We start from the raw sequence: 23,161 nt of genomic DNA on the forward strand, positions 1-23,161 counted from the left end.
GGTAGAGTATGAATAACTTACCAAGTATTAAACAACTACAATATTTATTAGCAGTTCACCAACATCAACATTTTGGCCGCGCAGCAAGCGCCTGTTTTATTGGTCAATCAACCTTAAGTAGTGCAATTCAAAACTTAGAAGAAACCCTAGGTTGCCAACTTATTGAGCGCGAAAACCGCAGCTTAATGTTTACTGCAATTGGTGAAGAGGTTGTCGAAAAAGCACGTAAGATCATTGACGACACCTTAAGTTTAAAAGAGCTGACGAAGAGCTTTTTAACGCCATTAAGCGGCACACTCACGCTTGGTGTGATCCCGACGATTGCCAGCTTTATTGCTGCGCCGTTATATCATTTCTGCAAACAAACATTTACCGAGCTGGAGCTAGTTTTGGTTGAAGATACCAGTGACAAACTACTCGATAAGCTAGAGCATGGGCAAATTGATATGGCATTGCTCGCGTTACCGTATGACACTGAAAAGTTTCATACTCAAGTCCTTGCTAAAGATCACTTCAGCCTAGTGCATCATAAAGATTACACACCCGCAGATGGCGTGGAAGATTTTAATCTTTTACCGGATGCAAGTGTATTCTTGCTAGAGCGTGAGCATTGTATGACTGGCCACGCACTCAGTGCTTGTCATTTGAATCGCTCAAGCTGTATTAACCCATTTGAAGCGGCAAGCTTACATACCTTATTAAGTATGGTTGAACACCAGCTTGGTGTTACTTTCTTACCGCAGATGGCAATTAACGCCGGTATTCTAGATAAAAAAGATATGGTTGCCACACCATCACAAGGCGATGCATACCGAGATATTGGTATTGTATGGCGTAAAACAACAGGCCGGATCAGAGATTTTAGGCTGTTTAGCCAGCAGCTAGAGCTGTTTCTGAATAAGCAGTGTAGCTTAGACGGTCAGTGTAACGAATAATATACCCAAACCACCTCAAGATGCAGAATTCAGCGTTTCACAGGTGCTTAATATCAAGGCGTTACTTTGCAAGAATGGCAGTCCCTTTTAAGAAGTAACAACGATGAGAGTAAGTGCCTGTGAAGCGCCCAACGGGTTGGTTTAAAAGCGATTTATACTGCGTTATTGATTTTAACAATAGAACCACTATTACTTGCAATCAATGCCTTGCCTAAATCGCTTTTAATTCCAACTGAAACTCGCATTTTGAGGTGGTTTGGGTATAAAGAACCCCAAATAAAAAATTTGGGGTTTTTTATTATTTAAGCAAACTATTTTTTTCCTTCCCTCGACTAACATAATAACAAAACCATTAAAGGCAGATCAGATGACGAGGCTAGCGTGTTTTTTCAATCACTTGAGACACTAATTGCTAAAGCGCAACAGGGCAATAAACGGGCGTGGTTGAAATTAGTCAAGCAGCACGAATCACAGGTATATAACTATTGCCTAAGGATGTTAAGTCACCCTGATGATGCAATGGACTTAATGCAAGAAGTGTTTATTTCTGTGTATAAGAGCTTACCGAGTTTTCGTGGTGAATCGAGTTTTAGCACTTGGCTTTATCAAATTGTGCATCGGCGTAGTGTTGAATATTACCGCCGCCGTAAGCTGCATCAAGGTTTGGACGCCGTACCAGAAGAAAGCTGTGAGCGCAGTGAGTTAGAAACCAATCAACTGCAATCTGAGCAGCATCATGAACTCAAAGAAATGATGAACAATTTACCCTGGGAGCAACGCTTGGTGGTGGAGTTAAAGTTTTTCAGCACTGTACGTTTGAAGAAATAGCTGAGCAATTAGGTATTTCAACCAATACAGCTAAATCAAGACTATACAGTGCGCTTGGTAAGTTAAAAGTGCATTTGGAGGCCGTAGATGGCTAATTTAGATTCATTATTTACCGCATGGTTAGAAGGCGAAAGCCTAACTGATGAGCAAATTGCGTTACTTCAAGCCGATGCTGAGTATGCATTAATGATGAACAATGCAATGCAGTGGCAACAACAAAGTCACCACTATGAAACAGTATCTGTACCAAACTGGGATCGAGAATCCACGATGCCCAAAGTGCAAAAAACGAGTTTGTTTTTTGGTTCTGGGATGTGGGCAGTAGCTGCATCAATTGCATTTTGCGCGTGGATTTTTGTTAGTAATCCACAGCAAGGAAACCAGCAGTTACTCGAACAAGTGGCTAAACAAACCAATTTATTAGAGTCACAACAAAAGCAAATTGATCAGTTGCAAAACATCATCACTGCGCAAAACGAAGTGCAGCAACAGCAGATGTATCAACTGGCCAAAGAAGCAATTAAAACCGGGCGAGTAGAGCGCCAAGAAGATATTGCCAGCGTGCTGGCTTATATCAAAACACAGCGCGCCCAAGACCAAGCGTACTTACGTATGCAGTTAAATGATTTAGCAGAGCAAGTGGATGGCAGGCCAATGCCAACCGTTGCCAACAATTTGGAGTATTAAGATGTCAAAATACAAATCAACCACGGCTGCCTTATTGCTTTGCACAGCAGTAAGCGTACAAGCACAAGCAAGTGATGAATTAGATAAAATTCAGCGTGAAGTCGGGATCATGGAAAAAATTCTCACAGCAGCATTAAAACAAGACACCGATAACAAGGTAAGAAACGTATCATCAAGTTATTTGCAGCATCAAGGTGTGGTGTTTAGCTTTGACGTAAGAGGCGGCTCACGCTGGTCTACAGTGTTTGCGTCAGTGCCTGATGCACCGCTTCCACCCATGCCAGATATCGATTTTGAAGAGCTAACTGAAATCGAAGTGCTAGGCGAGCATGTGCAAGTGATCAGCGATGCGGTGGTCGTAAAAACGCAAGAAGCCTATCAGCAGGCCATGGAAGTGATGCGCGAAAGTGCAGAACGAGTGCGTGAAGTTGCCGAGCAAGAGCGCGATGTGAGCCGTGAAATCCGTGATCTTGAACGTGAAAAGCGTGACCTTGAGTTTGATCGTCGCCACGATAAAGATGCTAAAGAGCAAGAGCTCGAAAAACGTAAACAAGCACTACAAGCATCAATTAAAGAGCTTGAGAAAGAGCAGCAAAAGCTGTCTTTAAAACAACAAGAAATGCGCAAAGAGCTAGCTGAGAAAAAACAAGCTCGTGTGAAAGAGCAACAACAGCAGTTGGCTGCTTTAGCTAAGCAAGTAGATAAAAGCTTATCACTGACCTTATGTGATTATGGTAGCGGTTTAAGAAGCCTGCCTAACGATGAACATGTGAGCTTTATCATTCGCGGTGTGAGTGAAGGTAAGGGTGAGCTGGTTAAAGTATTTAAAAAGTCAGATATCAAAAAGTGCGTGGTTGGCGATATAAAAGCCGCACAACTTATCGACAAGGCATCAAGTTATCGCTTTTAAATTCTCCCAACTAAAAAGCAGCCTAAAGTGGCTGCTTTTCATTCATTGAAAATGGTTTTAAGTCAGGTAAAAACAACAAATAAACCCACACGACTAAGTTGAAGTAAGGGACTAAACCTAGCCCTGTAAATATTTTTACCGGATACCCCTTAAAGGTCGCATTACGGTAACATTGATACGCTATCCCTAGATTCACAATCAGCAACAAAACGATTAGTTGTGTCATCACTTTTCTCCTTTATACCGTCAATACATGGACTTAACGATGTTAAGTTATATTCAGTATGTTTAATGTAATAAGTAATGTCATGTTTTTATTTGGCAATCACCATAAAACCACGACATTTGTTCTTGCTGTGGATTAAAGTATAGATGAGTATTGTGAGTATGGAAGCTTAAAAACTAATAAAAAATGTTTAAAAATGTATCAGAGCTAGGCTTTTTAATGTTAGCTAACTGTTAATTAAACAGATTATTTTCAGATATTTTTTTAAGTTCAGCGCTAATTTTTTCAACCGGTACAGGGCGGGCAATAAAGTACCCTTGACCATAGTCTATACCAATTTCTTTTAGTGCTAAGAATATATCTTTGTTTTCAACATATTCAGCTACAGAGCGCTTATCAAGCGAACGGCTAATATCATTGATCGCTTTTACAAGAGCTAAATCGATTGGGTCATTCAACATATCACGAACAAATGAGCCATCAATTTTTACATGCTGAGCCGGTAATTGTTTAAGGTAGTTGAAGGTACTAAAGCCGGTACCAAAGTCATCAATTGAGAAATGACAGCCTAAGCCGTTTAAACGCTCGATCATCGCACGGGTTGCAACCAGGTTATTGATACTCGCAGACTCGGTGATCTCAAAAATAATGCGTGTTGGTTCAACATTATATTCTTTTAAGCTCGATTCAATGTGCGGCAATAGGCGCTCATCTAAAAACGACTGTGCTGATAAGTTAATTGCGACTTGATTAAGCTCTGGGTACTCGGCAACGCTCTTAATGGCATTACGAATGACGCATTGATCCATTAAAAAGGTATCGTTTAAAAGCTCAAGCGCAGGAATAAACTGGTTGGGATAAATAAGCTCGTCATTCAACTTCAAACGTAATAGCGCTTCAAAATAAGCAACATGGCCGCGTTTGAAGTCCCAAATTGGTTGATAGTGCAGTTCGATTGCATCATGTTGTAATGCTTGGCGAATGCTATGACCCCACTCAAGACCCGCTTGTAAGCTGTTATGATGGCTATCTTCTTTTGAGTAACAGTGAACTAAGTTACGGCCTAAGCTTTTTGCTACATAAAGGGCGATATCAGCTTGCTTTAAACATTCACTTGGGTCGTTATTTTGCTCGGTGATTTGCGTTAAACCAATAGAGCAGCTAATTGAGTACTCTTGGCCTTCGGAGTGAAAGCGGTGTTTTTCAATCGCCATACAAATACTTTCTGCCACCAAGTGTGCATCAAGTAAGTTAGTATTTTTTAAGATCACGGCAAATTCATCACCACCGATGCGGCACACTAAATGCTCATCACTGATATTCGCAGTGAATAACTGGGCAACCTCTTTTAAAACGATGTCACCTTGTTGATGGCCTTTACTGTCGTTAATGATTTTAAAGTGATCTAAATCGATATAGATGAGCGCATGCTCTGTATCTTTACTGGTGTATTTGGCCTTACAAATACGTTGTAACTGTTGGTCAAAGTAGTAACGGTTATGTAGCTCTGTGAGCGTATCGTGCAAGGCTAAATGGCGAAGTTGTAACTCAGCCTGCTTACGTTCATGAATGTTATCAATAGTGGCGGTAATGGTCGCAGAGTTTTGGCTGTTTTTAATCAGCTGTAAACGGCACTCAACCCAAATAGCATTGCCATTTTTATGCTTAAGTTGGATCTCTACCTGTTGCTGTTGCTCACCACCATGCAAAATACTCTGAATTGTATCTTGTAGCTTTGTTTTGCACTCAGGCAAACAAAAATCAGTCAATGATTTTGCCAAGCTAGACTTAATGCCATAGCCTGTTAAGTGCTCCCAAGCTGGGTTAATAAAGCGAATATTTCCCTCTTGGTTAAACTCAAGTACCACCGTATTTAAATGTAATAAGATACGTTGGTGGGCAGAAAACAGCTCTTTATAACGGCTTTGACTTTGGCTTAGTTGTTCTACTTTTTGTGCAAACTCTGCGTAGCTAACCATGAAATCTTCACGACGAGCAGCGTGGTCACACACTTTACTCAATAATGAATGATCGTACGGGGCGCGAATAAAATCAGTAACACCAGAAAGTAATAACTGCTCTGCGTAATCTGCATCATTGTTATCAATAATGGTTACGATTGCTTGCTTAGGGTTGTGTTGTAATATTTCGCTAATTAACCCAGCCGCAGTATCTGAATGAGACTCGGTGGCGTCAATCAATACAATGGCAAACTTTTGTTGTAGATAGGTCGCAAGCGTCGCTTTTGTTGAGGTGGTATGGGTTATCGCGAAGCTAAGTTTTAGCTGTTCGCTGATATCCTTTGCCTTACGGTTATCGGTTTCAAGCAGTAATAAATTAAGGCGACTACTTTTTTCAAGGTGTGTTGATAACACGTTGGCAAGCACTTGCGGCAACATATCTTGGCGTTCAAATGGAAGAACAGCATCAATGCCATAGCTGCGAGCAGTGGTTTCGGCTATACGTTCACAATAGATTGGTGGAGTAAGTAAAATAGGTGTGTTTTTTGGGGTTTTTAATAACCCTGAACGGATCATGCGTGAAAAGCGCCAACCATCAATCTTACCGACTTCAAGGCCTGTAATGATAATATCCACCGGGTGGCTTTTGAGAATTTTTAGCGCATCTTGAGAGTCACTGGCTTCGATAAACATGAAAACATTAAGCTTGTTTAATGTCGACTTAATAGTCTCACGCTCAGCAACGCTTGCGTTCAAAATTAGCAGCTTTAACTGCTTGGCCATGGCGCTACTACCTCTTACTTAAACCATGTTTAGTGAATAAGCTAGAATAATGACATTTTGCCTAATCTACAAGCAAACTTTACCCAAAAGCGGTTAATAAGTACTTAAGTTTGCAATCCTTTAAGCTTGTACGAAGTTGGCACAGGGCTTTGCTTGAGGTGGTGGGCGTATCAGAGTAAACTTGGCGCGTTTTTATTAATGAGAGATATGCTCTATGCGCGTAGCTGATTTTAGCTTTGACCTTCCTGATGAATTAATTGCTCGTTTTCCGAAAGCAGATCGAACTAGCAGCCGTTTACTGACGCTTGATGGCCCATCAGGCCACCTTGAGCATAAAGTGTTTAGTGATATTTTATCGCTTGTTAATAAAAATGACTTATTAGTTTTTAATAACACTAAAGTGATCCCTGCCCGCATGTTTGGGCAAAAAGAATCGGGCGGTAAGCTTGAGGTGTTAGTTGAACGCGTACTTGACGAGCACCGTGTGCTTGCGCATGTGCGAGCTAGCAAATCGCCAAAACCAGGCTCAAAAATCATTCTTGAAGGTAAAGCTGAAGCAACCATGGTTGCGCGTCATAGCGAGCTTTTTGAGCTTGAATTTGCCAAAGACGAAAATGTCCTCGATATCTTAAACGACATCGGCCACATGCCATTACCACCTTATATTGACCGCCCTGATAATGAGTCAGATCGCGAGCGCTACCAAACGGTTTATGGTGAAAAGCCTGGTGCTGTTGCCGCGCCAACTGCGGGCCTGCATTTTGATGATAAGTTAATGGCGGCCTTAAAAGATAAGGGCATTAACATGGCGTTTGTGACTTTGCATGTCGGTGCGGGTACATTCCAGCCTGTGCGCGTTGACTCAGTTGACGAGCATGTTATGCACTCTGAGTACATTGAAGTACCTGATGATGTGGTTAAAGCGGTCGCTGAAACGAAAGCGAAAGGTGGTCGCGTAATAGCCGTAGGTACTACCTCAGTTCGCTCGTTAGAGTCTGCTGCTAAAGTGCACGGCGGCAAATTAAATACTTACTTTGGTGATACCGATATCTTTATTTACCCGGGTTATCAGTTCAATGTGGTTGATGCCATGGTAACAAATTTCCACTTACCGGAATCAACATTGATTATGTTAGTCAGTGCCTTTGCAGGCCAAGATAACATTATGGGTGCTTATCATACGGCGATAAAAGAACAGTATCGCTTCTTTAGTTATGGCGATGCGATGTTCTTAACGCGTAAATAACGATTATACCCAATAAAAAGCCCAGTTTTTGAACTGGGCTTTTTATTTTCGAATTTAGCCCAATTAATAGTAATAAACCTGCAAACAGGGTAGAATCGAGCGGTTAAATTATAGCTTGTTGGACTGTTTTTCCGACACTGAGGATAATATGAAATTTGAATTAGACCGCACTGACGGTAAAGCGCGCCGCGGCCGCTTGATTTTTGAACGTGGCGTTGTAGAAACCCCTGCATTTATGCCGGTAGGTACTTACGGCACAGTTAAGGGCATGACCCCTGACGAAGTAAAAGATACTGGCGCGCAAATCTGCTTAGGTAACACTTTCCATTTAATGTTACGTCCTGGCACAGAAATCATTAAGCAGCACGGTGACTTACACGACTTCATGAATTGGGATCGTCCAATCCTAACTGATTCAGGCGGTTTCCAAGTATTCAGCTTAGGCGCAATGCGTAAAATCACAGAAGAAGGCGTGATGTTCAGCTCACCCGTTAATGGTGAAAAAATCATGCTTTCGCCAGAAAAAGCGATGCAAGTTCAGCGTGATCTAGGCTCTGACATCGTAATGATTTTTGACGAATGTACGCCATACCCAGCGACAGAAAAAGAAGCGAAAGACTCTATGGAGTTGTCACTTCGTTGGGCTAAACGCTCAAAAGAAGGCCATGGTGATAACCCAGCTGCGCTATTTGGTATTATCCAAGGTGGTATGTACCCTGAGCTTCGTGCACAATCACAAAAAGGCTTAGAAGAAATCGGCTTTGATGGTTATGCATTAGGTGGTTTATCGGTTGGTGAGCCGAAAAACGAGATGATCAATATTCTTGATCACTGTGCTTACAAAATGCCAGAAGACAAACCTCGTTACTTAATGGGTGTTGGTAAACCTGAAGACTTAGTTGAAGCGGTTCGCCGTGGTATCGATATGTTTGACTGTGTAATGCCTACGCGTAATGCCCGTAACGGTCACTTATTCGTTACTGGCGGCATTGTTAAAATCCGTAATGCAGTACATAAAACAGACACCGGTCCACTGGATCCTGAGTGTGATTGTCATACATGTAAAAACTATTCACGTGCATACTTGCATCATCTTGATAAATGTAATGAAATCTTAGGCGCACGTCTAAACACGATTCACAACTTACGTTATTATCAACGCGTGATGGAAGGCTTACGTAATGCCATCAGCAATGGCAAACTAGACGAATTTGTTGCAGATTTTTATGCACGCCGTGGTCAAGAAGTACCAGAGCTTGCAGATACATCAGATTAAATTTTTAGAAAAATTAAAGAGGAAGTGAAATGAGTTTATTCATCTCAAACGCCCACGCAAGTGCGGCAGGTGCAGCACCAGCAGGTGGTGGCATGGAAATGCTAATCATGTTGGGCATTTTCGGTCTGGTATTTTATTTCTTAATCTACCGTCCACAAGCTAAGCGTGTAAAAGAGCATAAAGCCCTAATGAGCGCAATGGCGAAAGGCGACGAAGTACTAACGCAAGGTGGTTTAGTAGGTAAGATTGCTAAAATCGCTGATGACAAAGACTTCATCGTGATTTCATTAAACGACCAAGCAGAAGTAACAGTACAAAAATCAGCTGTTTCTGCAGTATTGCCAAAAGGCACTATGAAGTCGCTATAACAATAAAAATAAGGACTCACACGTGTTAAACAAGTTTCCATTATGGAAGTATTTACTTGTTCTTGTAGTGTTAGTCGTTGGTATTTTATATGCCTCACCTAACTTGTATGGCCGTGACCCGGCCATCCAAGTATCTGGCACTAAAGGTACTGATGCTGACCTAAGCGTACTCGATAAAGTAAATGCGACTCTCAAAGAACATAACGTTACTGTTAAATCAAGCAAACTTGAAGACGGACAAATCCTCGTTCGTTTTAAAAATGTTGAAGACCAACTAAAAGCGCAAGATCTACTGCGTGATTCCCTTAGTGAAGATTACATCTCAGCAATCAACATGGCGCCTGCTCAACCTGAGTGGTTAAAGTCTTTGGGTGGTAACCCAATGAAACTAGGCCTAGATTTAAGCGGTGGTGTTCACTTTACTATGGAAATCGACATGGCGACGGCGGTTGATACTCAGCTTGAGCAAATGGAACAAGATTTCAAAAGTGACTTACGTGAAGAAAAACTACGTTATCGTACCATTCGCCGTGTAGCGAATAGCGAGCGATTACGTGTTGAAATGCGTAACGAAGAAGATAAAGGCGCAGCAGAGCGTTTCTTATCAACACGTTACCCATTAAACGTATACGTTGATGATAGCAGCAGCGACAATGCTTTTTACGTGAGCATGAGCGAGCAAAAGTTAAAAGAAATTCGTGACTACGCTATCAAACAAAACGAAACGATTATCCGTAACCGTATTAACCAAATCGGTGTTGCAGAGCCTAACGTACAGCGCCAAGGTGCTGAGCGTATCATCGTGCAACTTCCGGGTGTGCAAGATACGGCGCGTGCTAAAGAAATTCTGGGTGCAACAGCAACACTCGAATTCCGCGAAGTTGACGAAAACGCAGATGCAAGTGCTGCGCTGCAAGGTCGTTTACCGCCAGGTACAGAAATGATCATGGCGCGTGAAGGTTACCCTGTGGTACTTAAGCAACGCATCATTCTTGAAGGTAGTCATATTACTGGTGCGCAATCAGGCACAGATGAGTATCAACGTCCACAAGTTAGCATTACGCTAGACAGCAAAGGTGGCGCAAAAATGAATGCGTTCACTAAGCGTGCTATCGGTAAACGCATGGCAACGGTATTCATTGAATACAAGCCATCGGGTAAAACAGATGAAAACGGTAAAGCGCTTCCGCCAATTAAAGTGGAAGAGGTGATCAACGTGGCAACCATTCAAGCGCGCCTTGACCGTTCATTCCGTATTACTGGTATCGATAACCCAGCTGAAGCACATAACCTAAGTTTATTACTTCGTGCCGGTGCACTTGTAGCGCCAATTCAAATTGTTGAAGAGCGCACAGTAGGTCCAAGCCTAGGTCAAGAGAACATCGAAGCGGGTATGACTGCGGTTGTGCTTGGTTTTGTGTTTGTACTTGTATTTATGCTTGTTTACTACAAAGGGTTTGGCATGGTGGCAAATTTGGCACTGGGCGCAAACCTAGTATTAATCGTCGGCGTAATGTCGCTTATCCCAGGTGCAGCGTTAACACTACCGGGTATTGCAGGTATCGTATTGACCGTAGGTATGGCGGTTGACGCCAACGTACTTATTTTTGAACGTATTCGTGAAGAACTTGCTGATGGCCGTAGCCCGCAACAAGCTGTTCATTTTGGTTACGACAGCGCATTTAGTACGATTTTCGATGCTAACATCACAACGCTAATCGCAGCAGTGATCCTATTTGCAGTGGGTACTGGTCCTATTGCTGGTTTCGCAGTAACACTTGCGATTGGTATTATCACCTCTATGTTTACAGCCATTGTTGGTACCCGTGCGGTAATCAACTTATTCATTGGCGGTAAGCGTATTGAGAAGTTGTCGATTTAGGAGTCAGCATGCAAATTTTAAAACTCGGTGGTAAAACACTCGGCTTTATGAAGTTACGTAAGTTTGCCATGACAGTATCAACCTTGTTGATTTTGGCTTCTTTCGTATCGTTTTTTACTAAAGGCTTAAACTTCGGTCTCGACTTTACTGGCGGTACCGCTGTTGAAGTAGGCTTTACAGAAGCACCCGATCTTAAACAAGTACGTGATGCAATCACAGAAAGTGGTTTTGAAGATTTCTCGGTGCAGCTGTTTGGCTCAAGTAAAGAGATTTTAGTACGTCTTGCACCGCAAGGTGCAGGCGTTAAAGCAGAAGTTATTGGTAACCAAATCATTACGGCATTGCAAAAAATTGAGCCGACAGTAGAAATGCGTCGTATCGAATTTGTTGGCCCAAGTGTGGGTGAAGATCTGAAAGAGCAGGGTGGCCTTGCCATGTTAACTGCACTTATCTGTATCTTAATTTACGTTGCGTTTCGTTTTGAATGGCGATTTGCGGTAGGTGCGGTTTCAGCACTATTACATGACGTTATCATCACATTAGGTTTATTCTCAGTGCTAGGTCTTGAGTTTGACTTAACGATTCTTGCGGCAATCTTGGCGGTAATCGGTTACTCACTCAACGATACTATCGTTGTATCTGACCGTATCCGTGAAAACTTCCGTAAAGTGCGTGTTGATGACACGATTGAAATTATCGATATTTCATTAACGCAGACGTTAAACCGTACATTAGTTACTTCAATCACGACAATTTTAGTATTGATTGCATTGTTCGTATGGGGTGGTCAAACGATCCACGGTTTCGCAACTGCGTTACTATTTGGTGTGTTTATCGGTACTTACTCGTCTATTTACGTTGCTTCAGCAGTAGCAATTGCAATGGGTGTAAGTAAAGAGGATTTAATTCCAGAAGTAATTGAAAAAGAAGGTGCGGATCTCGATCCTATGCCTTAATCAGTGATACAAAGAAAACCGCCCTAGGGCGGTTTTTTTATGGGAGACATTATGAAACACCTGATGTTTAGCGTGTTTATACTTTTAATGCTCAGTGCTTGTGACGATAAGCCAGAGCCAAAACAGACAGAAGTGCAGCAAATACCTGAGGTAACACTAGAGCAGCAGTTCGACAACTACCAAGGTTTAGCTTGGCAAATTGTAGAGGCATTGCAAAACCAATCAACAACTCAGCAACTACAAGACTTGACGCTTAAGTTAATTACCTCATCAACAGGTTTGTTTTTAAACCTAAAAGCGCAGCTGCCGGAGTGTGAGGCAAGTTTGCATGCGCTGGCAGGCGCAACCGAGTTTCAGCAACCGCAAAGTAATGACACAGACGCGTTAAAGAATGAAATCATTATCAACCTCGAGCCAAACCTTCCTGAGTTTGCTGCAGCAAGTTGCTACCATGCACAGCAGTTATTACTTAATCCGCTTGCCGTCTATTCGCTAGCGCAACAAGCTGATTTAGCACAGAGTGATTACCAAAATGCGAAATTAAAGATGATAGATAGTTTTGCTCGCATTAAGCAACTTGAGCTGATCACCGCTATTGAGTAGTCAGTACTCGTCATAGCCTTGCCATAAAATTGTCATACAAGGTTGATAATTTACCCACCTATTTGTATTGCTAACGCTAGGTGTAAGGTGAACGCACAACTACAGCAGATCTTAGATAACAGTGCTATTGAAACCTTGTTTCAACCTATCTTTGATATTTCTAATCAACATATTTTGGGCTATGAGGCATTAAGCCGCGGCCCAAAAGGGTCTGAGTTAGAAATGCCGAGTGCATTATTCAGCGCAGCAATTGCTTGCCATAAGGTCTCTGAGTTAGAGCTACTTTGCCGCAGTAGGGCAATTGAGAACTTTGTGAAACTCAATTTACAAGGCAAGTTATTCTTAAATGTAAGCCCTAAAACCTTACTCGATCCTTGCCATCCTAAAGGTGAAACATTACACCTAGTTGAACACTTTGGCCTTGCAACTAACCGAGTAGTCATTGAAGTTACAGAGCAAGAAAAAGTCGATGATGGCTTTTTATTGTTAAAGACCATTGCTCATTACCGCGAACTAGGTTTTTCGATTGCTATTGATGACTTAGGGGCTGGCTATTCGGGTTTAAAGCAATGGTCTGAGTTATGTCCTGAGTTTGTAAAAATAGACCGCTACTTTATTGATCATTGCGACCAGAGTGTGGTTAAAAAAGAGTTTTTAAAGTCAATTATTGAGCTTGCAAAAGCCACCAATACGCAAGTTATCGCAGAAGGCATTGAACGGGCAGAGGAGCTTCGTTTACTCGAAAGCTTAGGCGTGCAGCACGCACAAGGCTTTTTACTCGAACGGCCGAGCTTACAGCCAAGTTACGAAATTAATATCCACTGCTTAAAACACTTAGAGTCATCAGACAATAGCAATACTTTTGAGCAGTCTATGGCGATTGGTTGGTTGGCAGTCGAGCACGCCAGCATTGAAGCAACAACCCGCTGTAAAGATGCCCACAGTATCTTTGAACAAGATAAAGCACTAACTAGTCTTGCCGTATTAGAGCACAATATTCCTGTTGGCTTATTACACCGAGATCAACTCACTGAAGTGTTTGCCGCGCCCTATGGCCATGCACTTTATGATAAGCAGCCAGTTACTTCTTTAATGGATAAACAGCCGTTAGTGGTAGACGAAAACGAGTTACTCGATACGGTGAGTCAGCAAATTACCGAATTTGAGTTTGATATTCGACGCCACATTGTGATCACCCGAAGTGGTGAATACTTAGGTTTGGCGCCATTGCGTAATATCTTAAAACACATTACCGAAGAAAAAATTCGCCATGCGCAACATGCCAACCCGCTGACTATGCTGCCGGGTAATGTTGCGATTAACGAAGCAATTGAGCTGAGACTTCGCAATAATTATCCGTTCTCACTCGCATACGTTGATTTAAACCACTTTAAACAATTCAATGACCTATACGGTTATGCCAGTGGTGACAGCGTTATAAAATTACTTGCTGAAGTCATCGTAGAGGCCTGTAGCACTAGCAAAGGGTTTGTCGGGCACATTGGCGGTGATGACTTTATGGTGGTGTTTGATAAAAATGATGCAGAGCAAGTTTGTCATGACATTATTAGTAAGTTTGAGCTGCAGTCTCGCACCTTTTTCACCCCAGAACACATTGAGCAAGGGGGTTATTGGGCAAGCAATCGAGAAGGTAAAAAGCAGTTTGTGCCACTACTTACATTATCAATCGGTTTAGTTAAGCCTGATTTAGAGTTATGTATTAACAGCCACCAAGTCGCGACGCTGGCAACAGATGCGAAAAAAGAGGCCAAGCGTTATCAGAGTAGCCACTTGTTTGTATGTAAACGTAGTCGACCAGCCCCTGCAGTGGTGCGTTTAAGCAGCCAAAAAGATGAAGTGATATCTATCAGTTCATGAAGAAATTTTAAGTTCGCTTAATTTTACTTGTGTCCCTGTTTAACTGGGTGTAGCTTAAAAAAAACACAATGAATAAAAATAACAATGAAGCGACTATGTAGTGCAATCCTAGTATTGCTAAGCCTAGGATACAGCCTTACCACAGAAGCTAAAAATGTGGTCAATTTAGCGATTGAACAACGCCCACTGTATAAACGCGATTATTATCTTCATGAATTGCTGGCAGCAGCTTTGCGCGCCAGTAATTATCAAGCAGAAATCAACGAGGTTCTGGTTCACCCCCATCAACAGCGCACATTGCTGATGCTCGATGAAAAGCAGGCCGATGTGTTTTGGAGTATGACAAGCCCTGAGCGAGAACACCTTGCAATAGCCGTCAAAGTACCTCTGTTTAAAGGCTACATTGGTAAACGCGCATTACTCACTAAGCGAGCGTTTTTACCGCGTTTTAAAGATGTAAAAACGAAACAAGATTTAGCGCAGTTTAGTGCCATTCAAGGCCATGATTGGCCCGATACTAAAATCCTTGCGCAAAACGGCTTAACAGTTAGGCCGCTGGCAAATTATCAGGCAATGTTTAGCTTAGTGATCAGAGGGCGAGTTGATTATTTTCCGCGCTCGTTCATTGAAGTCATTTCTGAAATGGAGCAAATCAAAAGTGACGAGCTGGTTATAGTGCCTGACCTTTATATTAGTTATCCAACAGCATTTTACTTTTTTGTCAGTAACCACAAGCCTGAATTGGCAGAAGCCCTGTTAATAGGACTCAAGGTGATGAAAAGTACGGGCGAGTTTGAACAGTTATTTGCTAGCTACTTTGCCGAAGACTTAGCGAAGTTGCCATTTTCAGAAGGTAAGGTGACAGAAATAAAACTCGACAACGATTATTTTCAGCCACAAAAAAAGGAGCTTTAGCTCCTTTTTGTATTTTTGCATTACAACCGCTATTAGCGAAGTAGTGACTCAGTTAAAACTGGGCGAATTTCACGAATGATCGCTTGAGTTAACTTAGGTGCACCACAGATAATGTTGCCGCTTTGGTTGTAGTTAATACCACCTGCGAAATCAACAACCATACCGCCCGCTTCTTTAACTAAAAGCTCACCTGCTGCTGTGTCCCAAGGCTTAAGGCCAATTTCAAAGAAACCATCAACACGACCCGCAGCAACATATGCCATATCTAATGCTGCAGAACCTGCACGGCGGATATCAGCAGTGTGTACGAAAAGTGCTTTAAACGCTTCAGAGTATGCGTCTAAGTGGTGCTTTTGTTTGAATGGGAAACCAGTTGCAAGTACAGAACCTGCTAACTCGTTAGTTTTAGTTACGCGTAAACGCTTGCTGTTAAGCTGTGCGCCTTGACCACGTGATGCTGTGAATAATTCACCGCGGATTGGATCATAGATAACAGCTTGGTCTAAACGACCTTTAACTTTAAGTGCAATTGATACTGCGAAATGAGGGATACCCTTGATGAAGTTAGTTGTGCCATCAAGCGGGTCTACAATCCATTGGTAATCTGCATCTTTACCTTTATGCTCACCAAGCTCTTCACCTACGATACAATGATCAGGGTAAGATTTTAAAATAGTGTCACGAATTGCGGCTTCAGCTTCTTTGTCGATGTTAGTCACTAAATCGTTAGTGCCTTTTTGTTGTACATCAACTTTTGATAAATCTTCACTTGCGCGAAGTAAAATTTTGCCTGCGTTACGCGCGCACGAACCGCAATGTTTAACATTGGATGCATAGCATTACCTTTGGGTTGTAAAAGAACGAATATATTTAAGCCGGCGTATTCTAGCGATTTCTAGCGTAAAGTAAACAAGAAACTCGAATAAATGAGGTTGTTTTTTGTACGATTCTGATTTTGTTATTGATTTAATCTCAGAAGAAGTGGTTAGTGACCAGAGGAAGTGATTAGTCGTCAGAAGTTAGATATCAGTGGCCCGAGTGGGTTTGCTATCTTGATGGCTCCAACAAATATAAAATGATTATTGTTAATAAGGAGGTGTTGCATAAAGTTACTGAAATGTGAAATCTGAAATCTGAAATCTGAAATCTGAAATCTGAAATCTGATACCTGATACCTGATACCTATGTTATAATCCCCGCAATTTTTGACTTTCAGTAAGTAACAACGCAATGACACTTGATGATATTCGTATCGTATTAGTTAACACATCACATTCTGGTAATATTGGCTCAGCGGCACGTGCTATGAAAACGATGGGCTTATCAAATTTATATCTTGTTGATCCTGCTTGTGAAATTGACAGTCATGCGAGTGCGCTTGCAGCCGGTGCAACTGATGTTTTAGGTAAAACAGTAGTTGTTGATACATTGGCAGATGCGATTGCTGATTGTGGCTTAACAATTGGTACCAGCGCGCGCTCACGTACTTTATCTTGGCCTATGGTTGAGCCGCGTGAATGTGGTGAAAAATTAGTGGCAGAGGCTGAACAGGGCCCTGTTGCACTCGTATTTGGTCGCGAAAATAGTGGTTTAACGAACGAAGAACTACAACAATGTAACTACCACGTGTGTATTCCTGCAAACCCTGAATACAGCTCGTTAAATCTCGCGATGGCCGTGCAAACGCTGTGTTATGAAACACGTATGGCTTATTTAAACAAACAGCCAAAAGTACAAGAAGAAGACGAAGCAGTCTATCCAAACGCAAAGCAAACTGAGCTGTTTTACGAGCACTTAGAGCAAACATTAAATGACACGGGTTTTATCATCAAACAACACCCAGGCATGGTGATGACTAAGTTACGTCGTTTATTTAATCGCGCGCGTCCAGAAGAAGCTGAGATGAACATCTTACGCGGTATTCTTACCTCAATTAATAAGTCTATTAAATAAGTTTAGGTTATAAGCTTTATTCACCAGAATACTTGACTAAATTACTCAGGTAATTACAATGTACCTAGTACTTGACTATTTTTGTCAAGTATTCGGTTTTATCAATGGCAAGTATCAATTTTTATCAAGTGATAATACTTGACTATTTTGGTCTGGTAATTAAAATTTGCACACCTTAGCGTGCAGTAACATCGGGGGCTCCATGAAGTTAACATCAAAAGGCAGATACGCAGTAACCGCCATGTTGGATGTTGCACTACATACAAATGTGGGTGCAGTGCCTCTTGCCGATATTTCTGAACGCCAAGAGATTTCGTTATCTTACCTTGAGCAACTATTCGCCCGTTTACGTAAAAATGGCCTTGTGACCTCTGTGCGTGGCCCAGGTGGCGGATATTTATTAGGTCGAGAAGCAAGCGAGATTTCTGTCGGCGATGTGATTAATGCCGTTGATGAGTCTGTTGATGCAACACGTTGCCACAACGCAACGGGTGGCTGCCAAAGCGGCATGCGTTGTTTGACTCACACTTTATGGTCGGACTTAAGCGCACGTATCGAAGAGTTTTTAAATAGTATTACCCTTGCTGAATTGGTTGAAAAGTCAGATGTGAAAGAAGTCGCATCACGCCAAGATAACAGCATCAACAATGCAATTAAGCAACTGGAAAACATTCAAGTAAGCTGTCAACTGTAGCTTGACGAAAGCGGAGAGAGAAATGAAGTTACCGATTTATTTAGATTACGCAGCAACCACGCCTGTTGATGAACGTGTGGCAAAAGAAATGATGCAATGCCTGACTATGGACGGTAATTTTGGTAACCCTGCATCACGCTCACACCGTTTTGGTTGGCAAGCAGAAGAAGCGGTTGATCAAGCACGTACAGATATTGCTGATCTGATCAACGCTGACCCGCGTGAAATTGTTTTCACTTCAGGTGCTACAGAATCAAACAACCTAGCAATTAAAGGTGCTGCGCAGTTCTATAAAAAGAAAGGCAAGCACGTTATCACGGTTAAAACTGAGCACAAAGCGGTGCTTGATACGTGTCGTGAACTAGAGCGTCAAGGTTTCGAAGTAACCTATATGGACGTTGAAGAAAACGGTTTACTTGACCTTAAAAAGCTTGAAGCTGCAATGCGTGACGACACAGTACTAGTGAGCGTAATGCACGTAAATAACGAGCTAGGTGTTATCCAAGATATCGCGACAATCGGCGAAATGTGCCGTGAGCGCAAAATTATGTTCCACGTAGACGCTGCACAAAGCGCAGGTAAAGTACTTATCGACGTGCAACAGTTAAAAGTAGATTTCATGTCATTCTCTGGCCACAAAGTATATGGCCCGAAAGGTGTAGGCGCACTGTATGTTCGTCGTAAGCCTCGTGCACGCTTAGAAGCGCAAATGCACGGTGGTGGTCATGAGCGTGGTATGCGTTCAGGCACACTGGCTACGCACCAATTAGTTGGTATGGGTGCGGCATTTAGAATCGCTAAAGAAGATTTCGAAAAAGATCATGCACACATCAGCGCTCTTCGTAAGCGTCTGAACGATGGCATCATGGCTGATATGGACGAAGTTTACTTCAACGGTGAACCAAGCCACTCAGTTCCGGGTATTGTAAATATCAGCTTCAACTTTGTTGAAGGTGAGTCGTTATTAATGGCTGTTAAAGACATTGCTGTTTCATCAGGTTCAGCCTGTACCTCAGCAAGCTTAGAGCCTTCTTATGTACTACGTGCATTAGGTCGCAATGACGAATTAGCACACAGCTCAATTCGTTTCAGCATTGGCCGCTTTACGACTGAAGAAGAGATTGATTACACCGTCGAACTAATCAAAAACTCGATTGGCCGTTTACGTGAGATGTCTCCTCTATGGGAAATGCATCAAGAAGGTATTGATTTAGATTCAGTTGAGTGGGCGCATCACTAATCAGTGATCGCCGCCGCTAGCAGGTAGTGAGGATAGTATTATGGCTTATAGTGATAAAGTAATCGATCATGTTGAAAATCCACGTAACGTGGGTTCTTTAGACAAAAATGATCCGTCAGTTGCAACAGGTATGGTGGGTGCACCAGCGTGTGGTGACGTAATGAAATTGCAAATCAAAGTATCACCAGAAGGTGTAATTGAAGATGCAAAATTCAAAACATATGGTTGTGGTAGCGCAATCGCTTCTTCTTCACTTGTAACTGAGTGGGTAAAAGGCAAAACATTAGACGAAGCTGCAACAATCAAAAACACTGATATCAGTGCTGAGCTTGAATTACCACCAGTGAAAATTCACTGTTCAATTTTAGCAGAAGACGCGATTCAAGCAGCAATTGCTGATTACAAAAGCAAACAAGCGAAGTAAGAGATAAATTCATGGCAGTGACATTGACAGATGCGGCAGCAAACCGCGTAGAATCATTTTTAGCAAATCGCGGCAAAGGCATTGGCCTACGCGTTGGCATTAAAACGACGGGCTGTTCAGGTCTTGCTTATGTTCTTGAATTTGTTGATGAGTTAGCAGACGGCGACGAAATTTTTGAAAGCCGTGGTGTGAAAGTGATCGTTGACGCCAAAAGCTTAGTTTACATTGATGGTACTGAGCTTGATTACACCAAAGAAGGTTTGAATGAAGGGTTTAAGTTTAACAACCCGAACCAAGCCGATGAGTGTGGTTGCGGCGAAAGCTTCACCGTTTAAGCTATTAAAATTTTCTTTGCTTCAAGCCCTGCCTATGTAGGGCTTTGTTCTTTCCTGTTTACCGAGTTGGATTATGTAATGCGTTACTTTGAGTTATTTGCAATTCCAGTAGATTACAACATTGATTTAGCGACAATTAACAAACACTACCTCGAGCTGCAACGTGCAGTTCATCCAGATCGTCATGCCAGTTCTAGCAGTCGCGACAAGCTACTTGCAGTGCAAAGTGCAGCCGAAATCAATGATGCATTACAAACCTTAAAACACCCGGTAAAGCGTGCTGAATACATGCTTAGTGAATTAGGTGTGGATATTCGCGCCGAGCAACAAACATTACAAGACCCGCTATTCTTAATGCAGCAAATGGAACTGCGTGAAGAATTAGAAGAGCTTGAAAATGCCGCAGATCCTGATGCAGCAATTGCCCAGTTCGAAGCGCAAATTAAACAGCTCGACAAGCAATACAGTAGCGAATTAGCCGCTCAGCTCGCAAGCAGTGATGAGCAACAATGGCAGGCTGCTGCTGATAATATTCGTAAATTAAAGTTTGTTTATAAGCTACGCGAAGAACTAGAGCGTATTGAAGACAGTTTATTTGATGATTAATCGTTAGTTGTTACACAACAGCTATTTAAGAGTTTAAAAGAGCATTATGGCATTATTGCAAATTGCTGAGCCGGGGCAGAGCGCGGCACCACACGAGCACAAATTAGCAGTCGGTATTGACCTTGGTACAACTAACTCGTTAGTTGCAACGGTACAAAGCGGCGAAGCTCGTACACTGACTGATTTAGCAGGCAATGCGATGTTACCATCGGTTGTACAATACCAAGCAGATAGCATTGTGGTGGGCGAACAAGCAGCTGCAGCTGCCACTCAAGACCCTGCAAACACATTAATCTCGGTAAAACGCTTCTTAGGTAAAACGCAGGCTGAAATCGAAAACAGCTATGGTCAATTACCGTATGAATTCTGCGAGCATGACGGTTCGTTAGCAATCAGCACAGTTGCAGGAGCAATTAGCCCAGTCACTGCGTCGAGTGAAATTCTTAAAACATTAAAGCAACGCGCCGAAGACAGCTTTGCAGGTCAAGACATCATGGGTGCCGTTATTACTGTGCCAGCCTATTTTGATGATGCACAGCGTCAAAGCACCAAAGATGCAGCAGAGCTTGCAGGTATTAAGGTTTTACGTTTATTAAACGAACCAACCGTCGCGGCTGTTGCGTATGGTCTTGATTCAGGCCAAGAAGGCATTATCGCCGTATATGATTTAGGTGGCGGTACCTTCGATATTTCTATTTTACGTTTACACCAAGGTGTATTCGAAGTACTTGCTACAGGCGGTGACTCAAGCCTTGGTGGTGACGATTTTGACTCGCTATTAGTCGATTACTTCAAAGAACAAACGGGTGTGAGCGAGCTTTCTGCATCGGTATTGCGTTTATTCATCAATAAAGCAAAAGCGTGTAAAGAAGCGCTAAGCCAATACCAAACTGTGAATGTAGGTTTAGAGTTTGATGGTCAAAGCCACAAAGTTGAAGTAACCCGCGAAACGTTTGATGAGCTTGCTCTTAGCTTGGTGAAGAAAACACTACGCTCTTGTCGCCGTGCCGTAAAAGATGCGGGTATCGAGAACGAGGAAGTACTACAAGTAGTTATGGTTGGCGGTTCGACACGTATGCCAATTGTACGCTCTCAAGTTGCTGCATTTTTTGATAAAGAGCCACTGACTTCTATAGACCCAGATCGCGTAGTTGCACTCGGTGCCGCACTACAAGCAGATGTATTGGTTGGCAATAAGCCAGATTCAGACATGTTGCTATTAGACGTATTACCACTGTCGCTAGGTCTTGAAACCATGGGTGGCTTGGTTGAGAAAATTATTCCACGTAATACCACGATCCCTGTAGCACGTGCACAAGAGTTCACCACTTTCAAAGATGGTCAAACGGCAATGTCACTGCATGTATTACAAGGTGAGCGTGAGTTAGTTGACGATTGTCGTTCACTGGCTAAGTTCAGCTTAAAAGGTATTCCGGCAATGGCAGCAGGTGCTGCGCACATTCGCGTAACCTTTAAAGTAGATGCAGACGGCCTATTAAGTGTATCGGCAATGGAAAAATCAACCGGTGTGCAAGCTGAAATTCAAGTCAAACCATCGTTTGGTTTATCGGACGACCAAGTTGCTAACATGCTAAAAGAATCAATGACTAACGCAAAAGACGATATGCAAGCGCGGATGCTTAAAGAGCAGCAAGTTGAAGCGTTACGTGTTGTTGAAGCGCTTGAAGCATCACTTGCAACCGACAGTGCATTACTTGATGAACAAGAATTAGGTGCGTTAAAAGCAGAAATTGCTAAACTTGTTGCCGTACGTGAAAGCGCAACAACACCTACAGAAATTAAAGCAGCGATTGAAGCTGTAGACAATGCAAGTAGCGAATTTGCTGCTCGTAGAATGGATGCATCAATCAAAAAAGCGCTGCAAGGGCAGTCAGTAGACGAAGTTTAACGAGGTAAGGTATGCCACAAATTATTTTTCTTCCCCATGCAGAATTATGCCCAGAAGGCGCAGCAATTGAAGCACCTGCAGGTGAAACAGTATTAGATGTTGCACTAAAAAATGGTATTAGCATTCCACATGCTTGCGAAAAGTCATGTGCGTGTACAACATGCCACTTAATCATTCGTGAAGGCTTTGACTCTTTAGATGAGAGTGATGAGCTTGAAGACGATATGCTAGATAAAGCATGGGGTCTTGAGCCTGAGTCACGCCTTGGTTGCCAAGCGGTGATCAAAGATGAAGATTTAGTGGTTGAAATTCCAAAGTATAATCTCAATATCGTTAATGAAGAGCATTAATTTTTAACGGCTTTGATTTCGTAAAACCGCTGTAGTTGCTTGGTCTCTACAGCGGTTTTTTGTTTTTAGAGCTGTCAGCTTTCAGCCGTCAGTTTTTAGCAGAACGAGAGGGTGGTTCAGTTATTTGTGTTAATGAACTGAAGTAGCTTTACATTTATTTCCCGATTTTCTTAAGCTTTTGATAGCTGATAGCTGA

At 42.3% G+C, this 23,161-nt stretch carries 23 protein-coding genes and 1 pseudogene; 21 read left to right on the forward strand and 3 right to left on the reverse strand.

The genetic code is table 11. From position 1 onward, the window contains the following. The first annotated feature begins 8 nt into the window (after positions 1 to 8). The 5 genes from P4S60_RS00750 (at position 9) to P4S60_RS00770 (ending at position 3,360) form a co-directional block, all read left to right on the forward strand. A complete protein-coding gene (locus tag P4S60_RS00750) occupies positions 9 to 935 on the forward strand; it encodes a hydrogen peroxide-inducible genes activator (protein WP_337114662.1) in 927 nt (308 codons plus the stop codon). Positions 936 to 1,316: 381 nt separating this feature from the next. Then, entirely contained in the window at positions 1,317 to 1,763 is a 447-nt protein-coding gene (locus tag P4S60_RS00755; RefSeq protein WP_337114663.1) for an RNA polymerase sigma factor, read from the forward strand. 14 nt (positions 1,764 to 1,777) lie between these two features. After that, positions 1,778 to 1,858 carry a hypothetical protein gene (locus P4S60_RS00760; protein WP_337116806.1) on the forward strand — a complete coding sequence of 27 codons (81 nt, stop codon included), beginning with the start codon at positions 1,778 to 1,780 and terminating at the stop codon, positions 1,856 to 1,858. Further along, positions 1,851 to 2,450 (forward strand): hypothetical protein, encoded by a 600-nt coding sequence (locus P4S60_RS00765; protein WP_337114664.1) that lies wholly within the window; start codon positions 1,851 to 1,853, stop codon positions 2,448 to 2,450. The genes P4S60_RS00760 and P4S60_RS00765 overlap by 8 nt, the downstream gene beginning before the upstream one ends. Position 2,451: 1 nt before the next feature. Further along, positions 2,452 to 3,360, forward strand: coding sequence for a hypothetical protein (locus tag P4S60_RS00770; protein WP_063701812.1), 909 nt, complete (start codon positions 2,452 to 2,454; stop codon positions 3,358 to 3,360). Between the two features lie 22 nt (positions 3,361 to 3,382). On the opposite strand, the gene P4S60_RS00775 is transcribed toward P4S60_RS00770, so the two are convergent. Next, complete coding sequence (locus P4S60_RS00775; RefSeq protein WP_063701809.1) at positions 3,383 to 3,586, reverse strand: hypothetical protein; 204 nt, start codon at positions 3,584 to 3,586, stop codon at positions 3,383 to 3,385. Positions 3,587 to 3,819: 233 nt separating this feature from the next. Continuing rightward, complete coding sequence (locus P4S60_RS00780) at positions 3,820 to 6,330, reverse strand: EAL domain-containing protein (protein WP_105175041.1); 2,511 nt, start codon at positions 6,328 to 6,330, stop codon at positions 3,820 to 3,822. 214 nt (positions 6,331 to 6,544) lie between these two features. On the opposite strand from P4S60_RS00780, the gene queA reads away from it, so the two are divergent. From queA to P4S60_RS00820, 8 genes are all read left to right on the forward strand, one after another. Beyond that, positions 6,545 to 7,576, forward strand: a complete 1,032-nt coding sequence (gene queA / locus P4S60_RS00785) for a tRNA preQ1(34) S-adenosylmethionine ribosyltransferase-isomerase QueA (RefSeq protein ID WP_337114666.1) — start codon at positions 6,545 to 6,547, stop codon at positions 7,574 to 7,576. 148 nt (positions 7,577 to 7,724) lie between these two features. Continuing rightward, positions 7,725 to 8,852 (forward strand): tRNA guanosine(34) transglycosylase Tgt, encoded by a 1,128-nt coding sequence (gene tgt, locus P4S60_RS00790; RefSeq protein WP_058583935.1) that lies wholly within the window; start codon positions 7,725 to 7,727, stop codon positions 8,850 to 8,852. 29 nt (positions 8,853 to 8,881) lie between these two features. Continuing rightward, positions 8,882 to 9,220, forward strand: coding sequence for a preprotein translocase subunit YajC (gene yajC, locus P4S60_RS00795; RefSeq protein WP_036973302.1), 339 nt, complete (start codon positions 8,882 to 8,884; stop codon positions 9,218 to 9,220). Positions 9,221 to 9,242: 22 nt separating this feature from the next. Further along, positions 9,243 to 11,102, forward strand: a complete 1,860-nt coding sequence (gene secD, locus P4S60_RS00800; protein ID WP_337114671.1) for a protein translocase subunit SecD — start codon at positions 9,243 to 9,245, stop codon at positions 11,100 to 11,102. 8 nt (positions 11,103 to 11,110) lie between these two features. Continuing rightward, on the forward strand, positions 11,111 to 12,058 hold the full coding sequence (secF, locus tag P4S60_RS00805; RefSeq protein WP_337114672.1) for a protein translocase subunit SecF: 948 nt from the start codon (positions 11,111 to 11,113) through the stop codon (positions 12,056 to 12,058). Between the two features lie 51 nt (positions 12,059 to 12,109). After that, entirely contained in the window at positions 12,110 to 12,661 is a 552-nt protein-coding gene (locus P4S60_RS00810) for a hypothetical protein (RefSeq protein WP_337114673.1), read from the forward strand. 87 nt (positions 12,662 to 12,748) lie between these two features. Continuing rightward, positions 12,749 to 14,539: a GGDEF domain-containing protein gene (locus P4S60_RS00815; RefSeq protein WP_337114674.1), complete on the forward strand. Its 1,791-nt coding sequence runs from the start codon at positions 12,749 to 12,751 to the stop codon at positions 14,537 to 14,539. Between the two features lie 84 nt (positions 14,540 to 14,623). Beyond that, complete coding sequence (locus P4S60_RS00820; RefSeq protein ID WP_337114676.1) at positions 14,624 to 15,454, forward strand: substrate-binding periplasmic protein; 831 nt, start codon at positions 14,624 to 14,626, stop codon at positions 15,452 to 15,454. Positions 15,455 to 15,486: 32 nt separating this feature from the next. Here P4S60_RS00820 and suhB read toward each other — a convergent pair. Then, a pseudogene (gene suhB, locus P4S60_RS00825) lies at positions 15,487 to 16,289 on the reverse strand (inositol-1-monophosphatase). 395 nt (positions 16,290 to 16,684) lie between these two features. On the opposite strand from suhB, the gene trmJ reads away from it, so the two are divergent. The 8 genes from trmJ (at position 16,685) to fdx (ending at position 22,965) form a co-directional block, all read left to right on the forward strand. Continuing rightward, positions 16,685 to 17,407, forward strand: a complete 723-nt coding sequence (gene trmJ, locus P4S60_RS00830; RefSeq protein ID WP_187489485.1) for a tRNA (cytosine(32)/uridine(32)-2'-O)-methyltransferase TrmJ — start codon at positions 16,685 to 16,687, stop codon at positions 17,405 to 17,407. A gap of 202 nt (positions 17,408 to 17,609) precedes the next feature. Continuing rightward, the gene (gene iscR, locus P4S60_RS00835) at positions 17,610 to 18,101 is read left to right on the forward strand and encodes a Fe-S cluster assembly transcriptional regulator IscR (RefSeq protein WP_337114678.1); all 492 of its coding nucleotides are present in this window, start codon (positions 17,610 to 17,612) and stop codon (positions 18,099 to 18,101) included. 22 nt (positions 18,102 to 18,123) lie between these two features. Beyond that, positions 18,124 to 19,341, forward strand: coding sequence for an IscS subfamily cysteine desulfurase (locus P4S60_RS00840; RefSeq protein WP_337114680.1), 1,218 nt, complete (start codon positions 18,124 to 18,126; stop codon positions 19,339 to 19,341). Between the two features lie 40 nt (positions 19,342 to 19,381). After that, positions 19,382 to 19,765, forward strand: coding sequence for a Fe-S cluster assembly scaffold IscU (iscU, locus tag P4S60_RS00845; protein WP_063701777.1), 384 nt, complete (start codon positions 19,382 to 19,384; stop codon positions 19,763 to 19,765). Positions 19,766 to 19,776: 11 nt separating this feature from the next. Continuing rightward, positions 19,777 to 20,100, forward strand: coding sequence for an iron-sulfur cluster assembly protein IscA (gene iscA / locus P4S60_RS00850; protein ID WP_054552502.1), 324 nt, complete (start codon positions 19,777 to 19,779; stop codon positions 20,098 to 20,100). Between the two features lie 78 nt (positions 20,101 to 20,178). Continuing rightward, positions 20,179 to 20,706, forward strand: a complete 528-nt coding sequence (gene hscB, locus P4S60_RS00855) for a co-chaperone HscB (RefSeq protein WP_063701774.1) — start codon at positions 20,179 to 20,181, stop codon at positions 20,704 to 20,706. Between the two features lie 46 nt (positions 20,707 to 20,752). Continuing rightward, positions 20,753 to 22,615: a Fe-S protein assembly chaperone HscA gene (gene hscA / locus P4S60_RS00860; protein WP_337114687.1), complete on the forward strand. Its 1,863-nt coding sequence runs from the start codon at positions 20,753 to 20,755 to the stop codon at positions 22,613 to 22,615. Positions 22,616 to 22,626: 11 nt separating this feature from the next. Continuing rightward, entirely contained in the window at positions 22,627 to 22,965 is a 339-nt protein-coding gene (fdx, locus tag P4S60_RS00865) for an ISC system 2Fe-2S type ferredoxin (RefSeq protein ID WP_063701770.1), read from the forward strand. Positions 22,966 to 23,161 lie beyond the last annotated feature (196 nt).

The organism is Pseudoalteromonas sp. Hal040 (assembly GCF_037162425.1).
Taxonomy (GTDB): domain Bacteria; phylum Pseudomonadota; class Gammaproteobacteria; order Enterobacterales; family Alteromonadaceae; genus Pseudoalteromonas; species Pseudoalteromonas gelatinilytica.

Bases quoted from the DNA above. Each gene is read 5' to 3' on its own strand.
- hscA (WP_337114687.1), top strand. From the start codon at position 20,753: ATGGCATTATTGCAAATTGCTGAGCCGGGGCAGAGCGCGGCACCACAC.
- P4S60_RS00775 (WP_063701809.1), bottom strand. From the start codon at position 3,586: ATGACACAACTAATCGTTTTGTTGCTGATTGTGAATCTAGGGATAGCG.
- yajC (WP_036973302.1), top strand. From the start codon at position 8,882: ATGAGTTTATTCATCTCAAACGCCCACGCAAGTGCGGCAGGTGCAGCA.
- iscR (WP_337114678.1), top strand. From the start codon at position 17,610: ATGAAGTTAACATCAAAAGGCAGATACGCAGTAACCGCCATGTTGGAT.
- queA (WP_337114666.1), top strand. From the start codon at position 6,545: ATGCGCGTAGCTGATTTTAGCTTTGACCTTCCTGATGAATTAATTGCT.
- trmJ (WP_187489485.1), top strand. From the start codon at position 16,685: ATGACACTTGATGATATTCGTATCGTATTAGTTAACACATCACATTCT.
- iscA (WP_054552502.1), top strand. From the start codon at position 19,777: ATGGCAGTGACATTGACAGATGCGGCAGCAAACCGCGTAGAATCATTT.
- P4S60_RS00780 (WP_105175041.1), bottom strand. From the start codon at position 6,330: ATGGCCAAGCAGTTAAAGCTGCTAATTTTGAACGCAAGCGTTGCTGAG.
- iscU (WP_063701777.1), top strand. From the start codon at position 19,382: ATGGCTTATAGTGATAAAGTAATCGATCATGTTGAAAATCCACGTAAC.
- P4S60_RS00750 (WP_337114662.1), top strand. From the start codon at position 9: ATGAATAACTTACCAAGTATTAAACAACTACAATATTTATTAGCAGTT.
- tgt (WP_058583935.1), top strand. From the start codon at position 7,725: ATGAAATTTGAATTAGACCGCACTGACGGTAAAGCGCGCCGCGGCCGC.
- P4S60_RS00770 (WP_063701812.1), top strand. From the start codon at position 2,452: ATGTCAAAATACAAATCAACCACGGCTGCCTTATTGCTTTGCACAGCA.
- P4S60_RS00820 (WP_337114676.1), top strand. From the start codon at position 14,624: ATGAAGCGACTATGTAGTGCAATCCTAGTATTGCTAAGCCTAGGATAC.
- secF (WP_337114672.1), top strand. From the start codon at position 11,111: ATGCAAATTTTAAAACTCGGTGGTAAAACACTCGGCTTTATGAAGTTA.
- hscB (WP_063701774.1), top strand. From the start codon at position 20,179: ATGCGTTACTTTGAGTTATTTGCAATTCCAGTAGATTACAACATTGAT.
- P4S60_RS00840 (WP_337114680.1), top strand. From the start codon at position 18,124: ATGAAGTTACCGATTTATTTAGATTACGCAGCAACCACGCCTGTTGAT.
- fdx (WP_063701770.1), top strand. From the start codon at position 22,627: ATGCCACAAATTATTTTTCTTCCCCATGCAGAATTATGCCCAGAAGGC.
- P4S60_RS00765 (WP_337114664.1), top strand. From the start codon at position 1,851: ATGGCTAATTTAGATTCATTATTTACCGCATGGTTAGAAGGCGAAAGC.
- P4S60_RS00810 (WP_337114673.1), top strand. From the start codon at position 12,110: ATGAAACACCTGATGTTTAGCGTGTTTATACTTTTAATGCTCAGTGCT.